Source organism: Pseudoalteromonas sp. 68 DY56-GL68 (assembly GCF_041414825.1).
Lineage (GTDB): Bacteria > Pseudomonadota > Gammaproteobacteria > Enterobacterales > Alteromonadaceae > Pseudoalteromonas.
Genome location: NZ_JAOCZL010000006.1, coordinates 88,900 through 105,621, shown reverse-complemented (window position 1 = coordinate 105,621; position 16,722 = coordinate 88,900). Strand labels below are relative to the sequence as shown.

Genomic DNA, 16,722 nt, shown 5'->3' with positions numbered 1-16,722 from the left:
TTAATTAACTCACAATTGCCCCAAAAAAATTCAGAGTAAATGTCCTAAAGTCTAATTTGAGCGATACTTCTAATTTACTTGATAGACAATTTTTATTTAGGTGCGTTTTGCTCAATTGACTCTCTTCTCTTGAGCAAACAGTCATGAACTATAAAGAACTTAATGAGCCCTGTTACATAATATGCTTTTTCTATTTGCTTAAAGAGCAGAAAACGTTTGGAGTTCACTCGCCGATTAAAATATTTACTACAAGCCAATTGTTATTTATTTTAAACAACAAACTTAGACGTCAATTCATTCAAGTTTTGCGCGAGTCTTGCAAGCTCTTGATTTGAAGTAGCCGTTTCATTTGCTCCGGCAGCTGTTTCACTAGAAATATCACGGATCGTCACTAGATTCTTATCTACGTCTCTTGCGACGATTGCTTGCTGTTCAGTGGAACTAGCAATACTAAGATTTTGTTCGCTTATAATCGATATTAAACTGGTAATTTCATGCAATGCATCACCAGCTTGGTTAGCCACCTCAAGTACAGCTTTTGCCCTTTCATGGCTACTTTTAATTGCACTCACTGTATTATCAGTATTTGATTTCACTGCCTGTATCATTGCTTCTATTTCGGTTGTTGACTCTTGTGTTCTAGATGCCAATGAACGAACTTCGTCAGCCACCACAGCAAAACCTCTACCAGATTCACCCGCTCTTGCGGCCTCAATTGCAGCATTAAGTGCAAGCAAGTTGGTTTGTTCAGCAATTGTACGTATTACATCAAGCACTGAGCCAATATTGTCAACTTGCTCAGCTAAACTATTTACGTCTTTAGTCGTTGTATCCAAATCAAGTAAGAGCGTGTCAACCGTATTGACTGTATCTAAGACACGAGCTTTGCCTATATTTGCACGTTGATTAGCATTTTCTGATTCATTTGAGGTCGCTTCAGCATTACGAGCCACCTCATCCACAGCAACTGATAACTCAGTCACTGCCGATACTGCCTGCTCTAATTGCTCTGTTTGAGTATGTATGCCACGCGTTGACTGCTCAGTAACAGCACTTAGCTCTTCAGAGGTAGCCGCCAATTGAGATGATGAAAGTTGAATTTCATTAATAGTCTCGCGCAACTTATGCTGCATTTCTTTTAGTGCTGACAGCATGTGAGCAGTTTCATCTTTACCATTATCATTAATGGCAGAAGTTAAATTTCCTGAGGCAATTTTCTTAGCGGTATCAACCGCAACTCGCATAGGCAAGGTTAAACTACGTGTAAAAAGTATTGAAAAAGTAATTACGATAATCAGTGATATTATGGAAGTAATAACGAGAATTGTGAGTGAATTACTTTTAGCACCCTGAATGTCATGATTACTATCAGTGATACGTTTTTTTTGGAAATCTACCAAATTACGAATATCAGAGGTTATCATCTCACGCAAGTTTTTCATTTCACCATTTTGCAGTGTTTCAGCTTCTTGAAACCGCTCGTTAGCAACTAAATCTAATTGCTTCGTTAAGGATGTGTCGTAAGTATCCATATGCTTTCTAATATTGTTTAACAGACCTTTCGCTTCCTCTGCTTTAGCTAGCAAAACCATCTTATCAAAAGATTTATCAAAGTTATCTTTTGCTTCACGAAGGTTTACTAAGTAGTCTTCACGTTGTCGTTCCGTTTTAGCCATAAGCACATTCGCAGTTTGTAGTCGCTTGTTTAAAAATGAAGCCAGCATGCTTGTTGAAGTGTCTAGTGCAGGTACTCTGTGTGATGCGACTACTTCGAACTCATCACCAAGCTTACTTAATTCAAAAATGGAGAAACTAGCTAAGAGCAAAATGACTGCGCCTATTGAGCCGAAAGCAAAGCTTGCCCTTTTACCAATACTTACATCGCGTATCATCAGAAATCCTTAGAGGTGATAAGTAATTTTTTGCAAATAGTAAACAGCTTTAAATTAATATATTATCACAGAAGAGATGTCATTTATTCAACTTCCAAAAATAAAAGGTGTCTAGTTATTCAAGAGAAGATAAGCTGCTTCTTGTACTTGAAGCTTTAACTCACTTGCAACTAAAGGAATGTCTAACTCATTATCATCTATACTTGGTGCTATTTTTACATTTCAAGCGCCAAGTTCATTTGTGGTTTTTAGTAATTCATGCGTATTTTATCCGAGAAACGGCTACGCTCACCTTGGTGATACCAATCAGATAGAAATTTTAGCTCAATATGTTTAATTTGATGCCTTCTAAGAAAACCTGACATTAATTCAAAACCTATTTCATCCGCATCAGACATTAAATCTGCATGCACAAACCCCATGTCATTAAAGCTAGCATCAGCACACGCTTTAACTCTGTCAAAGAATGAATATGGAATAATTGCTGAAGCTGATAATGGATGAATATCGCCTGAAACAGTCCAATAAGAAGCTAATAACTCTATACCACTTATCTATAAAACCATTTGAAATTAAAAAATATCATAGTATCAATTGGCGAGGGCGAATCGATAAATAGCTTTTAAATACACAGTTTGTAGAGCTAAAGTAAACAATCAGTGAGTCTCTGGCTTATGTCTATTTAAATGTAAATTTTCAATGCCGTATATCCTAAGCTCTTTAAATCATTCTCGATGGACGCAAGTATTTATTGACCATACGAAATTTCGGCTCTATCTTTTCTTGAGCTCTCTAGAGACAATAACTTCTAGTTCCTTAATTGGAAGTGATTTATAAAAGTACCAACCTTGTACTTGATAGTTGTTATTGTAACTCTCAATAAATGTGCTTTGTTCAGCTGTTTCTACGCCTTCAAAAATAATGGTTCTATTAAGGTTTTTAATGAGAGACATGATTGCCGTTATCATGTCTTTTTTTAACTCATCATCAATTGTTTGGGTAAAAACTCTATCAACTTTAATAATATCAAAGTTAATTTCTGTTAACCAAACAAGGTTAGAGACACCAGTCCCAAAGTCATCTAGTGCTATTTTAAAACCAAGTTTTCTTGCTTTTAAAGCAAAGGTCGCAAGTTCACATAGTGGAAGTTCTATACGCTCAGTGATTTCGATTTTTACTTGATTGGGCCTGAAATTGTATTTTTCACATGACTCTAGTAGGAAACTTAGGTATTCATCACTTTGAATCTCATATGAGTTAACATTGATCGCAACACTAAATATTTGATTTGAGCTTAAGATAGGAGAAAGCTCTTTGAATGTTTTTAATACAATTGTATACGCTAATGTTGGATAAATTGATAACTGTTCTGCAATGCTTAAAAATAATTCAGGAGAAACTTGACCATGAATTTTATCTTTCCATCGTATCAAGCTCTCGACTCCTATTATTTGTTTAGAGTTTATAGCTAATATTGGTTGATATTCTACATATAATTCATCATTTTTAAGTGCTTCTCTTAATCTGCATTCGATTAATTGGGTTTTATCAGAATAAGAAATGAAAGAGTAGGCTATAAGAAAGCTAATAAAGCCTAAGGAAGAGACAAACAGAAACGATATGTAAGCTGGGAAATAGAGTAAGCCTGGTCGATTGTTCGATGTTGTAATGCAATACGTGAACTCTTTACTGCAAGTAACAACTTTTTGAGGCTTGAGTATGAAACTATGTTGAAACTGCATATCCGATAAATACTTATGGAAAGTATGTTGTTTGTCGTTAGATATAATTTGGAAAGAAAACTCCTTATTTAAATTGTCATAATGCTTAAATGGTTTAGGAACTGTGAAAGCAATAATTCCATTTTTCATTGCAGCATCATATTTTGCATGAATAGGAAAAACTCCCTCCACTTCTTTGGCAAAAAAGAAACCAGTCTCGGTTGATTTGTAAAAGTGCTCATTGATATGTGTTTGTGCTTCCAACACCCCCCAGTTGGCTGAGCATTTAACAACTCCATTTTCAATAATTCCTATGTCTTGAGTATATTCATAATTTGCTAATATTTTCCGTAGTTTATTTATTGAAACTTGATGACAAGATTGAAGATTAGCATCTAATGCCTGCTCAATTGAATTTGAAATATCCCATGAAACTTCCTCCGCTTTTGTTAGTAGAGATTGAGAAAATTGCTTTTGTGAGTTTAATTGGAAATAGCTAACTAAAAAATGTACAGCACCGGTTAATAACAAAAATAACAGGCAAAAATAAACCGTTAAACGGCTAGGATTTCCTTTAAAAGCTTTGATCATCATGGCCCTTTTGAACAGTCTTATTCTTTGAATTAGTTATAACTTATTATATTGTAGTTGAAAAATGGCGTTATAAAAAATGTGAATGAACGTAAAGTTCGTTGGACTTTCCAGAGATAGTAAAAAGTGAAGTGAGTTGTTTTCTCACGCTCCAACTTAATCAAATCTCACCTAGAGATTAAATTAACAATATTTCCAACTCAATTTAGTCGATGTAGTTAGCTATTTCTAAACCTATCTAGCATTTCATTCAAAACTTTACATTGTATTGGACTCACTAGGACAAAAAAAGCTTGGCTTGTGCTCTCTTTTCGATTCAAATGTTATGCAACAATCTTTTTGGTTACAACGGCGTTAACCCTTAGATATTTTTATCCGAAGCAGACGAGTTAGATTTAAGACTTTAACTCGAAATTGTCCAAAGGCGTGTTATAAATATAACTCGCCTTTGCCCCTATGTGAGTTAACGTAAGTGCTCTAAAGTTTGTGTTGGTAGTCAGAGTACTAAATTTGAGCATTTTAAATAGTATTATAATATGTTCTACGTATTGAATTTAGGGAAAGTATGATGTACTTTAGTACTAGTTTTCGAGTTTTAACTCTAACTATTTCCCTTACTGTAATTTCTTTTAACTTTCTTAGTTAATAAGGGCATGGAAGCAATGTGTTTTTTAAACCAAGGATGGGTATTCAATGACTAAACAAATTTCGTTACAGAGATAGCTTAAAGACACAGTCTTCAAGAATAGCTGCTACCTCTTTTAATTTCGTAGTGCTATCCCGTTTTAAATAATTTTGCTGTACCTCTTTTTCTTATATTTTGGCTTTTTATGATTTGTTTTTATAAAAAATGCTCACCAAAGAGCGGTGGTTTTACTCTTATAGAGCTTATGATTGTAATATCAATTACAGCGATTCTTGCATCAATCGCATTCCCTGCATATCAAAATTATATTCTCCGTAGCCAAGCACAAGTAGCTGGAGCTGATTTAGTTGCACTATCTGTAAGTTTAGAGAATCGATTTCAACGTCAATTGAGTTACTCAGGCGCTGCAGTTGATAATGTAAATTGGTATCAGTCATCTAAAAACTACACTATTAATATGAGTGTGACGGCAAACTCATACCTCCTTAAAGCAACTAATTCTGATTGCGTATTAACTTTATCCAACACCGGTTCGCGAACACTGTCTGGTAATTGTGGTGGATTGAAGTCTTGGTAAAACAACAATCGGGTTTATCTCTTATCGAGCTGATGGTAGTGATTACAATTATAGGTTTTTTGGTATTAGTAGTCGTTCCATTTACTCAATCTTGGATATATGAAGCTCAAGTTAATAAAGCAAGAAGTTTACTTGCGAATGGGTATAGTCAAGCCAAGGCATTGGCATTACGTAACCCACAAAATTCACAGGGGGATTTAGCATCATCTGCATGCGTTAAATTAGCAGATGATGGGGTGCTTCAGGTAAGAGAACCTGAAGGTTCCTTGTGTTCTGGAAATATCGTTTGGCAGGGGGATTGGCCTGAAGGTGTTTCTTTACTTCGAAGTAACAATCGCCTTACGGTATTTTTTATTAATAATCGAGGCTTAATACTGAAAAATGATCAGCAGGTTGGTGATAATCTAACGTTTACTCTCAATAAAGGAGCTGTTTCTTACAATGGGGCTTTTTACTAAAGGATTAGTGCTTCAAAGAGGGTCCTCTTTGATCGAAGCGATGGTCGCTATGTTAATCTTGGCAATTTTATTTCTCGGTATTGCACAAGTTTTAGGTCGAGGTTTAGTGAGCCAACGCTATAAGAATACATATAGTTTAGCGCTATTGGAAATGCGCGAACGCCTTCAACAACATAATGATGTAACTCTTTGTAGTAATCCTGGAAATCTCAGTTGGGTTGGGAATATTCAGTTAGTTGCAAGGTGTGATGAGAATGATGTAACTATTGGTGTTAATGGCGCCAATGTATCTGTAAAAACAAATGTTTTAACACTATCAACGAATGGAGACGAAGAATCACAAGCATTTTTTGGAGCTGATGGCGTTATTCGAATATCGGAAAGTTCGAGTATAAAATGAAGAAACAAGGCGGTTTCACTTTAATCAGTTTACTAGTTGGCTTGCTAATCTCCTCATTCCTACTAATAGGAATGATGATGGTATATAGAAACACTATCCAAGTTGTTGTTCCTGCTTCTGAATCTTCTCGAAGTGATGGTGAGCGCGTTTCAGCTTTATTATCCACCAATATGATGTTACAAGCTGCAGGCTTTGGAATCGAGAATTCATCATATGGTTCTCATTTACGCATTTTCAAGAGCAGTGCTTTTGTTCCTTTGGCTACATCTGAAGGTTCTATTGCTAGGGGGGATACTGTTTTATGGCTAAGTAAAGATTTTAATGGTACTCAATGTCGTGGGTTATCGGCAGATGGTGAAGGTGGTTTGTGGCAAGTATCATGTGACTTAGATATGCAAAATATAAAGCTTTCTTCCAGACTTATTCTACCTTCCCAGTATGGAGCAGAGCAGGCAACTCCTATTACAATTATTGCTAAGAGAGTAACTTGCTATCCATTTAGTACCGAAATTTCAGGTCGTTTAAAGCTGGTTTTAGTATTTCATAACTCTGTTGCACGACAAATTGAAAGCTCAACATGTTTGCTGAACTTTGTTTCATAATACAAGGGATAGTATGAACAAAATTACTGTTAGGTCGCGTCAGTGTGGTGCAGCGACAATCACTATTTTACTCTTAGTGGGAGTGTCAATTTCCATTGCTGTTTTAGGCTCACTTCATTATATCCAAGGTTCTCAAAATCAGACTTTAACCATGCATGCGCAAACACTAGCCCAACGAAAAGCTTGGGTTGGAGTAGATTTAACAAAAAAGTATTTAAATGCTCTTAACAGCTCTCAATTGGAAGAATTAATTGATTCATTACCACTTAAAGCTGAAGTTGGACAAAAACAACTGACACTCAAGCCAAGCGTCAGTGACCCAAATATTCACCTTTCCCTGTTTAAAGAGGAAGTTGATGATAAAACATATCTTTATGCTGAAGTGAATGCTGAAGCGGCAAAGGGGACAAAAGCTTACTCTAACTCATCAATTGAAGCTGTTTTTGAGCTTCAACATATAGGCACGCAGTCACCAATAAAATCATGTTCAATAGTTCGCACAGCTGTTCTCAGGGGAGCAACTGACTTAACAGGAGGTGGAACAGACTTCTTATCTGGTGATGCTCTTTCAGATATCGCTGTTGAAGGCAACTTGACTCTCAAAAACTCTTCAAAAAGTGGTATTTCTGGTTGTGTGAGCGGTGATGTTTATATGAATGGCGGGGGCATAAAGCCTAATGCAAACCTGTATGTTGGTGGTCACTTTACACTTGAAAGCATGTCAACGCCTGAACATGTGGGCGTTTGGGCGAGTGATATTGATATTGGTAATAGTGGTAATGGGGTCTATGAATACCTTCGAGCTGGTGCTTTTAGTGCAGAAGTGCTTGATGATACAGGTGATTTGATTGGAACGGCTGGCATAGGTGGTAAACTTATTAACGATACTGGGGCCGCAGACCCATTGAAGGATATAGGAATTTTATTACCATCAAAGAATCTAAAATTTGTGATTGAAATGACCTCTGGTGGGCGGTTACTTGTTGACTTAAGTGAGGCCAATATTGAGAGTTCAACAGGGTTTGTAACTGGATTTACAAGTGAGGTTTTAGATGGTGATGATTCATTACCTTCTGTAATACAGTTTTTCGCTACAGGAGTCATCGGGGGAAACATTGATATTTTCTCCCTTACAGTTGGAGAACTATGGGGGCAAAAGATAGTAAGTGACGGGTATGGCGCTAATTATACAAGTGTTTTCTCAAATGGTGATTTTAGCGTAGGCACAGGTAACATCGGTTCTTTGATTGGTGGTGGTAATCTTCGAGCGAATAAAGGTGGATGTAGTAGTGATTCAAATTGTTGGAACTTACCTAAAATTCTAAACCCGAGCCAAATTGCTGGAGAGTTAAGTATTGGTAATTATCAAGGTAATGCAACGCTAAATAATCTAGTCCAAAAAATGACTGGGATTAACTCTAGCTTGCCTGGGGTGCCGTATTGCGACACAAGAGTAGCTAAAGTGGTTGCTGATGATTATAAGGCTTCAGCTAACTATATTTTTGAGGAGGTTGATGGTAAACGTCATTTAACGATTCAAAATGTAAGTTTAGCTGATGGAACAAACCTTGATGGTGTTTATGATCTCCAAACTGATGAGCTTCGTTTTTTTGGAGATCAGCCTTTTCTTTCATGTGGATGGGGAAGTGGGCATTGTTTTCGAAACAACGAAATTTGGGAGTTAAATGGAATTTCTTCTTTTCCACCAGGAATTGCATGGTTTGATAGATCGTTAAAAATTAATGGTGTTGGCAGTAATGATGCCGTAAATAATGTAGGTAAAAATTTACTAAATACATTTGTTACAACAGGAGATCTAGAGCTAACCTCTTCAGGGCATGGAAAACTCATAGCGCCAAACTTTAATCCTAGTGAGCTATGCAGTGGTGGAATTTTGCCAACAAACTTATGCACCCCTGAGGGTAAATTGGTTGGAGATGAAGAGGCTGGTTTAGCTCTTGCTAATTCATCAATCATTTCGCAAGGAGGTTTAAATGTACAAGGGTGGGTTATAGATGGTCATGTGACACTTGGTGCAGCTGTAACGACCTCGGGTTCCAAGGTAGTTATCAATGGTGGTTTAGTTGTTGGCTCGAATGCACCGGCGAGTGTGTCAGTAGGAGCAGGTGGTTTAGAGGTCAATACACAGGGCTTGTCGCAAGGTCAGCTTCAAAAAGATTGTAGTACTCAAACCGGCGGTAGCTCTGAAAGTGGGTGGCAACTGAAAAACAATACGCCAATCTGGACACGATATTTATAGCGAGCTGATATCTATAAATTTTAACTTCAGCCAATTTAAGTCTAAATTGGCTGGTTGAGAGTAATCATAGGTCTTTGAGCTGGCACATTTCTGCCCCATTGTTTGTTATCACTGAAGTTAATTAATTTCTTTTGGATGAAAGTTTCCCTTACTTGTAGTTATCAGAGGGAGTGTCGTCGTAAGCTTTTTAAAAATATGCGTCTTTTTGCAATCTAATATCCATTCCTTCTCATTAACCTATTGATTATCAATTGAACTGTAATTGGAAAGACTGCATGATAGGAGTATGAAAAGCGGCTAAAAGCCGTATAGAAAGCGTTAGCAGCTATGAGGAGATAAAGAGGTATCATGACAAAAATCAAAGATAGATTAGTTAAAATTATTCGTGATAAACCTAGAGTATTGACCCGAGCAATATTTTGGAAAATCCCTCATAACACTTCTGAAGACGAAGTGTTCTTGAAGCTTGGTCGGTATAATAAGCCAAAGGGTTGGCTTGAGGGTGAAACACTAGAATTAGATAAACCCAAAAGTGAACTCACTCTCGATAGTGAAGAGTTCAGTAATCTTATAGATTTTATTTCAACCAATTACGAGCCTTTCAGACAGGGTACGAAAGCTTTTTTACCTTTAGATAACCCGTACGACACATCAAATGCAGAGCAAATCAAACAACTTTTAAATTTACCAGACAAGCAAGGGATGCTTCAGTTTCTATTGGACAAAGACGTAATACCGGAAGAATTAGAACTAGGCTTAGAGCATGCACGAAAATCTCGTGCAATAGATGAATTTCAATATTTACTAGAGTCTGACTTTACTGAAAACGTATGGCAAAACTGGTTTGAAACCAATAGTTGGGTTCTAGGTAGCGACTTTGTCAAAGTGTTAGATGAAAGAGCAATAGATACTCATAACATTTCAGACTTTCTAATGGAAAGTTATGACGGCTTCCTCGATATTGTTGAAATCAAACGACCAGAGGGCGGTTTAAAGTTCTGGGCTTCAGGTCTTGATCATAATAATTATTACCCGCACTCTGATTTAATTAAGGCGATCACACAATCCCAGTCTTACATACATGAAATCGAGCTAGAGGCAAACAGTGTCAAATTCATGGAAAGGGTTGGTTATGTGAAAACGATTAAGCCGCGATGTACGTTAATATATGGTCGCTCAAATGACTGGAACCGAGAGCAGCAGCAGGCATTTCGAGTTTTAAATAGTAGTTACCACAACTTGACTATTATGACGTTTGATCATGTGTTAGAAAGGGCAAAGCGTATACTTGGAAAACGCTGCTAACAAGTATTTAAGGTTTCAAGATACTTTTACTAGTCTGATATTAGCGGCTTACCAGATTACGCGTAACTCACATTTGTCCAAACCTTAGTCATTGGCAATCTATCTATTATCAATAGTGACTTTTAATTAGGAGGTCACTATGAAACAAAAACTAAACCACAATGCTACTGGGATGAAACGTCCTTTCAAACTTGAAGAGATTTGGCGTATACGTACTCGCATTGAAATTCAAAATAACTTGATGCAACTGGCGTTACTTAACTTGGCGATAGACAGCAAACTAAGATCATGTGATCTACTGTCTTTAAGGGTTAGAGATGTCGCAACCCAAGATCAAGTTTTCGAGAGGGTTCAATGGACACAAAAGAAAACAGGGATCGAAGTTCAATTTGAGATAACTCCGAGAACACAACAAAGTATTAGCCGTTGGGTTCAAGAAGGTAAATTGAAACCTAGTGAATATTTGTTTAGGAGTTTACGTCGCACTAATCAACCAATAAGCTATTCATATTACAGGTCTATAATCAGGAGTTGGGCTGAGCAGTTAGGGCTTGATTCTGATCTATATGGTACTCACTCAATGCGCAGAACCAAAGCGACTTTGGTTTACGCACGAACCAAAAATATTCGCGCAGTTCAATTACTACTTGGTCACACAAAAATCGATAACACAATTAGATATCTCGGAATTGAGATTGAAGATGCTATCAAGATATCCAGAGAAACAGATTGTTAATTAAGAAAAGGCGGCAATTTAAGCTGCCTTTGCCCCAAGACGTGTTTAGGCGAATTACTCAAAAGAGCGAACTTCGGCCATTCAAAATTGCTTTTCTATTTCGTCAAAGTATATTGCTTGCATAGTCAGGAAAGCGACCCAATCGCTCTTTTTTGTCCTGAGACAAAAGCTAGAACTACTGCATTTTAGTCTTAATGGCAATTAGTTAAGAAGTTTGTTACAAATGAGTCATTCAGAAAAGCGAGCGACACTGTGTTAGAAAAACGCGCGATTCGCTCGCTATAGACATGTCATGTTTCAAAGGGAAAAGTTGACTTATGAGTTATAGATTTGGAAATAAACTACTTTTTATTTTATCCGTTATAGTTTTTATTTATAGCCTGTTCAGTATTTTCGAAATGCAATTTTCAGCATTTGGATTTAGCGTTAAACTTAATGAAAATCCTGTATTATTTTATTTCATTGTAGGTGGCTTATTAATGGCCTCAGGCTTTACGTTACTAATAAAGACCTTAGAATTTGCCAAAAGCAAAACTCAACGAGTTGAAACATAACAAGCCATTGCAGTGCGGGGCGCTATAAAGCAACGAGGCATCAGAATTTTGGAAATGCATTTTGTATTTACTTCCTCTAGAGGACTAATTGAATCAGCAGAATATCTGCCGGCACACACTGAAGATGATGATGCATTCTTCAATTCAAATAAATACTCCTTTATCTTAGTTGCTGCCGCTTCATTGGAAAGCTTGCTTAATGAAGGCATCATCTCATGGGCTTTTCGTCATTTCCCTAAAGCTGATCACAAAAGACATGCAACAGCGTTTCTTTCAATGAACTTAAGTAAAAAGTTAGATGTATTAGGGTTCCTTTTATCATCTGGTAAGCTCATTACAGACAATGAAAGTAAAATTTATCAGACTTTGATTAACTTAATAAAACTCCGAAATGAAGTGGCACATAGCAAGGACTTTTATAAAGAAACGGACATTGATTATGGTGAGCTAGATAAAGATGGTGGTAGAAGTTTCCTTTTAGCTTATGATATTTCTAAATTAATGAATAATCACCCTCTAAGTATTGAGCAAGAAAAGTGTCAATTCATTGTGTCGTCATTGAAGCACTCTGCAAGATAACTTTAAACATTCAAAATGTGGTCATTAATGAACGTAATGACCACAAAATTAATCCAAGTTTCATTCATTATATTCAACTCGATTTCTGCCATTTTTCTTTGCACGATATAGAGCTAAATCAGCACGTTCAATTACTGTTAGCGTATTATCATCACTGTGATTAATCGTCACTCCACAGCTGACTGACAATCTTTTTTCGTGAAAATAAATACCATTTATATCTGTAATAATGGTCGTTGCAACCTCTTTTGTTTCATCTAAGGTTGCCCCTTCAATGATGATTACAAACTCTTCGCCACCCCAACGAGCACATAACGCTTTACTTGGAGATACTGACTTTAATTTATTTGAAACAATGACAAGCGCTTTATCGCCTTCCAAGTGACCATAGGTATCGTTTATTTCTTTAAAATAATCAATGTCTAGTAGTATGAAACCAAAATTCGAGCTTTTTAGTAAACTTGAAAGCGTTCTATCTAGTTTTTCTCGATTAAACAATCCAGTGAGTTTATCGGTTTCAGCGAGTTTTTTCATAGAAACGAAATAAGACAATGTGAGCAATGGCAACTTCAATAATATTAAAAACAGAGCCAAGGCCAATTTTAAGAGGTTCCGGATTCTGTGAGTGTTCATAAACTATAAAAGCACACACTGCAAAAGCAAACGCACTAAGTAAACTTCCCCAATTTCGACCTACTAAATAAAATGAAAATGGAGGAATTAATGTTGCCCAAAATAATGAATAGGCCGCGCCGTTAATTGAGATAATAAATGTCAGTATTAAACTGTTAATCAATAACACCACAGCCCATGAAACCGCTTTAATTTTTGAGCTTTTAATGAACCAAACATATAGTAAAATAGACAAAGTTAGCCCAACCGCATCAAGCAAAGCGAGTTCATAGCTGTTGAATTTAAAGATATTGATAACAGTCAGTACAAAGAAGTACACAGTACATATCAATAAAGAATGGGCGATCAAACGGCTTCGCCAAAATAGCTCAGGACTATTGTGGTGTGCTGGAATGTTTTTATACCAATATTTGAGCATAGTAAATTCTGTTTTTAAATTATTACACGCGAGCTATGCTCTCAAGCAAAGGCCCAGTCCTGTCACTCTATCATAGAAAAACGTGCTAGGACTGAGCGAGGTTTTTCATTATTTTTTATCGCCGTTTATTATGTGCAAATCACGTTGAGGGAACGGAATAGTAATCCCTTTGCTCTCCACTTTATCTTTAATTTTACGCTGTGTTTGCCAATATATATCCCAGTAATGTGGTGTAGCGACCCAAGCACGAAGCTGCAAGTTCACAGAGCTATCTGCTAATGTGTGGACTAAATACTGAGGGGCTGGCTCAATCAAAATTCGAGATTCTTCACTAACAAGCTCCCTTAATGCCGCAAGTCCATCTTCAATTGAATCACCATAAGAAATACCCACAGTTATATCCATGCGACGCTTTTCGTTTCTCGTAAAGTTTTTTATCGCATTTGCCCAAACCGTGCTATTTGGGATTGATACAAAAACACCATCGGCGGTTTCAAGGACAGTGGTAAATAGACCTAAATCTTTTACACTCCCTGTATAGCTTGACACTTCAACAAACTCTGCCTTTTTTAGAGGCTTTAAGAAAAGTAGCATGACCCCCGCAGCCACATTACTGAGCGTATCTTTTAGGGCTAGACCAATCGCTAAGCCTGCGGCACCGACGAGTGCGACAAGACTGGCCGTATTGACTCCAAATAAATCTAAAATAATCACAATTGCAATTAAATAAACCACATAGCCTGAAAGCGTGGTAAGCAGTTTTGTAATGATTTCATCTTGCTTGCTCAGTCTGTAAACACCTTTATGTACGGCACGTTTTAGTAATTTTGAACAAATATTTGCCCCAATAAAAATGAAAATAGTCAGCAGCGTATTCTTTGCTATTGCTATAAGTTGCAATTGATGCTCAGAAAAAAAGTTTATGATGGTGTCCATCGGTGATTTCCCTTTTAATATAAATAAAATATGCGCTTTGCTCTAAACAATTTAGCAATAAATGTTATTTAATGATACTGGTAACTAAGTAGCCATTGTAAGCAATATAGGAAGCAAGCAAGATACTACCTTCCCAACGATTTATTCTGCCTTGTCGGCCAAAACCGTAAGCCATAACCAATAACATGACGGAAAGTACAAGCATCACACTCCAATCTCTGTAAAGTACGTCTGTAGAAATGTGAGGGATAGGCTCAATAATACCAGCGATACCAATTACAGCTAAGATGTTAAACATATTCGACCCCACAACATTGCCAATGGCGATGTCATGCTCTCCCTTTTTAGCGGCAATAATAGAAGCTGCAAGCTCTGGCAAAGATGTCCCTAATGCAACGATAGTTAAGCCGATAATAAGGTCACTGACACCGAGCGCAGTTGCAATTTCAACCGCTCCCCAAACAAGTATGCGAGAGCTAATAATGAGTAATGTTAAGCCCACGGTGAGCCAGAAAATTGCTTTCCCTAAAGACATGGCGTGACTTTTAAGCTCAGTATCAAATTCTGTTTCGAGGGTATCACTTGGTGATTTCATACTTGAATAGACTGACCATGCTAAGAACAAGACTAATCCGCCCAACAACAGACTTGCATCAATCACTGATAAAGCGCCGTCATACAGCAAGTACCCACAAAAAAGTACGACAACTAATAATAAGGGAAGCTCGTTTTTAACAATTTTAGACTGAACAGTGATAGGGGCAATGATGGCTGTTACACCAAGAATTAAGCTGATATTTACAATATTGGACCCGAGTGCATTACCTAACGCCAAATCAGGGTTTCCATCACTTGCAGCCATTGCTGATACGACCATTTCAGGAGCCGAAGTCCCAAAACCAACAATGACCATACCAATTAAAATTGAAGGCAAGCCAGCATGGCCTGCTGTAGATGCCGCCCCTTCAACAAAGCGGTCTGCACTCCATACGAGTAAGGCAAACCCTGCAATAATAGCGGCTATAGCTAAAACCATGACTGAGCCCCCGCGATATCAATACCTGAAGGGTGTATGGCAGAGTTGTCTGGTCTATTTGCAAAATGAAGTGAACTTTGGCAGCGATGTAGTTTCATTATTTACCCTTAGGGCAGACTAGACTAAAAAGACAACAAACCATCTCTGCCCGAAATGACTCATTGCCTTAAGTCTTGTCAAAACCTGATACGGTTCGAAACTGCCACGAGCGATGTTGCCCGGAGACTGTTGACAGTTTCCTTGCTTAATGCAAGAGACTACTCCCCTAAGTTTTTCAAGAATAATCCATCCCTAATAATAATACAATTAGCTTGGCTCCCTTTTTTAAAAAATGATAAATATAAAGAATCATCAAAATAGGCCGATATAAAATTACATCACTAAATCAGGGACGTATTATGAAGGTTAATTCTGGAAGTTTACCGCAACCACTTAATATTCAAAATGTGACTTTAGAGTCACCTATAAATGGCAAGGCTCTTTTAGAAACTGAGCTTAAAAAATTGGCGGATGACGTATATCATGAAAGCGCGCCTCCAGAGCTAAACCAAACGTATACCAAACCGCTGACGATGACATCGAGCCAGATAGACATAACTAAAACAGTTGATGACTATATGCATGAGCTAGCTGTTGCTACTGGTGAATTATATTTGCCGGGAGGTAGTGTGCCTAAGGCGGTAGAAAAAATGCTGTCTCCCTATGACTCACTTCTTTCAGATATAAATCGGCAGAACCCTTCATTGGCCTATAAAAATTGGGGAATCGCTATAAACCAATCTGGTGCTTTAGAAGCGACAGGCACAATTACAAGTTTTGAAAAAGAATTCTTAGAAGAAAAACTAAATGATTCAAAGGAACTAGTAAGCACTATATCTGATTTTAAATCTAATTTTTTAAAATATATTGTGCCTGAAAACCGAGGTTATGGAAGGTATGATGTTACGGCTGATAATTTTCTAGGTGTTTTCGATTTTAGAGAAATGCTTGAAAGTTCAAGGAGCAATGACGACTTCAAAAAGACATGGGAATACGAAACTAATTGGTTAAAATTGAATGATAATATCTTGTCACAGTTAAAAAGAAACGCCACAAGTTATTAGGCTTAGTGCCCATATTGTGCTGAAATGAATTCACAGCGTTCCTTACTAAATACTACCATGTAGTGGCATACTTTTATGCCTTAATTTAGTCATGACTCTTCAAATATTTTAACGCGTTTATGTCCAGAAATGCGCTAGAGTGATCTGCCTCTTTGGGGGGCGTTAAAGACAATTTTTGATTCTTACGCACATGCACTTTAATCTTGGATAAAAGTGATGGGAGGGACACTCAAACCAGATTACAGAGAAACAGGTTATTTACATAACCTCTCTTA

The 16,722-nt window shown here is 37.2% G+C and carries 16 protein-coding genes; 9 read left to right on the top strand and 7 right to left on the bottom strand.

Features of this window, described 5'->3' with window-relative positions; genetic code table 11:
• Positions 1-269: 269 nt before the first annotated feature.
• From NYF15_RS01250 to NYF15_RS01240, 3 genes are all read right to left on the bottom strand, one after another.
• The gene (locus tag NYF15_RS01250; protein WP_371352501.1) at positions 270-1,892 is read right to left on the bottom strand and encodes a methyl-accepting chemotaxis protein; all 1,623 of its coding nucleotides are present in this window, start codon (positions 1,890-1,892) and stop codon (positions 270-272) included.
• A 248-nt stretch (positions 1,893-2,140) separates the two neighbouring features.
• Entirely contained in the window at positions 2,141-2,314 is a 174-nt protein-coding gene (locus NYF15_RS01245) for a hypothetical protein (protein ID WP_371352500.1), read from the bottom strand.
• Positions 2,315-2,665: 351 nt separating this feature from the next.
• Positions 2,666-4,207, bottom strand: coding sequence for an EAL domain-containing protein (locus NYF15_RS01240; RefSeq protein ID WP_371352499.1), 1,542 nt, complete (start codon positions 4,205-4,207; stop codon positions 2,666-2,668).
• A gap of 887 nt (positions 4,208-5,094) precedes the next feature.
• Between NYF15_RS01240 and NYF15_RS01235 the strand changes: the two genes are divergently transcribed.
• From NYF15_RS01235 to NYF15_RS01200, 8 genes are all read left to right on the top strand, one after another.
• The gene (locus NYF15_RS01235) at positions 5,095-5,427 is read left to right on the top strand and encodes a type IV pilin protein (RefSeq protein WP_371352498.1); all 333 of its coding nucleotides are present in this window, start codon (positions 5,095-5,097) and stop codon (positions 5,425-5,427) included.
• Complete coding sequence (locus NYF15_RS01230; protein ID WP_371352497.1) at positions 5,421-5,885, top strand: Tfp pilus assembly protein FimT/FimU; 465 nt, start codon at positions 5,421-5,423, stop codon at positions 5,883-5,885. Before NYF15_RS01235 ends, NYF15_RS01230 begins: the two co-directional genes overlap by 7 nt.
• Entirely contained in the window at positions 5,869-6,285 is a 417-nt protein-coding gene (locus NYF15_RS01225) for a prepilin-type N-terminal cleavage/methylation domain-containing protein (RefSeq protein ID WP_371352496.1), read from the top strand. Before NYF15_RS01230 ends, NYF15_RS01225 begins: the two co-directional genes overlap by 17 nt.
• Positions 6,282-6,887, top strand: coding sequence for a PilW family protein (locus NYF15_RS01220; protein ID WP_371352495.1), 606 nt, complete (start codon positions 6,282-6,284; stop codon positions 6,885-6,887). The genes NYF15_RS01225 and NYF15_RS01220 overlap by 4 nt, the downstream gene beginning before the upstream one ends.
• A 13-nt stretch (positions 6,888-6,900) precedes the next feature.
• The gene (locus NYF15_RS01215; protein WP_371352494.1) at positions 6,901-9,147 is read left to right on the top strand and encodes a hypothetical protein; all 2,247 of its coding nucleotides are present in this window, start codon (positions 6,901-6,903) and stop codon (positions 9,145-9,147) included.
• Positions 9,148-9,495: 348 nt separating this feature from the next.
• Positions 9,496-10,452 (top strand): Shedu anti-phage system protein SduA domain-containing protein, encoded by a 957-nt coding sequence (locus NYF15_RS01210; RefSeq protein WP_371352493.1) that lies wholly within the window; start codon positions 9,496-9,498, stop codon positions 10,450-10,452.
• Positions 10,453-10,591: 139 nt separating this feature from the next.
• Positions 10,592-11,188, top strand: a complete 597-nt coding sequence (locus NYF15_RS01205; protein WP_062565915.1) for a tyrosine-type recombinase/integrase — start codon at positions 10,592-10,594, stop codon at positions 11,186-11,188.
• Positions 11,189-11,790: 602 nt separating this feature from the next.
• Positions 11,791-12,321, top strand: coding sequence for a hypothetical protein (locus NYF15_RS01200; RefSeq protein ID WP_156426486.1), 531 nt, complete (start codon positions 11,791-11,793; stop codon positions 12,319-12,321).
• A gap of 60 nt (positions 12,322-12,381) precedes the next feature.
• On the opposite strand, the gene NYF15_RS01195 is transcribed toward NYF15_RS01200, so the two are convergent.
• The 4 genes from NYF15_RS01195 to NYF15_RS01180 all read right to left on the bottom strand — a co-directional run bounded on the left by NYF15_RS01195 (position 12,382) and on the right by NYF15_RS01180 (position 15,344).
• Positions 12,382-12,855 (bottom strand): GGDEF domain-containing protein, encoded by a 474-nt coding sequence (locus NYF15_RS01195; protein ID WP_062565911.1) that lies wholly within the window; start codon positions 12,853-12,855, stop codon positions 12,382-12,384.
• A complete protein-coding gene (locus tag NYF15_RS01190; protein ID WP_281547079.1) occupies positions 12,839-13,372 on the bottom strand; it encodes a hypothetical protein in 534 nt (177 codons plus the stop codon). Before NYF15_RS01190 ends, NYF15_RS01195 begins: the two co-directional genes overlap by 17 nt.
• Before the next feature lie 108 nt (positions 13,373-13,480).
• The gene (locus NYF15_RS01185) at positions 13,481-14,308 is read right to left on the bottom strand and encodes a mechanosensitive ion channel family protein (protein WP_180311776.1); all 828 of its coding nucleotides are present in this window, start codon (positions 14,306-14,308) and stop codon (positions 13,481-13,483) included.
• Between the two features lie 64 nt (positions 14,309-14,372).
• On the bottom strand, positions 14,373-15,344 hold the full coding sequence (locus NYF15_RS01180; protein ID WP_180311775.1) for a calcium/sodium antiporter: 972 nt from the start codon (positions 15,342-15,344) through the stop codon (positions 14,373-14,375).
• Between the two features lie 398 nt (positions 15,345-15,742).
• On the opposite strand from NYF15_RS01180, the gene NYF15_RS01175 reads away from it, so the two are divergent.
• On the top strand, positions 15,743-16,447 hold the full coding sequence (locus NYF15_RS01175) for a hypothetical protein (protein ID WP_371352492.1): 705 nt from the start codon (positions 15,743-15,745) through the stop codon (positions 16,445-16,447).
• The last annotated feature ends 275 nt before the right edge of the window (positions 16,448-16,722 follow it).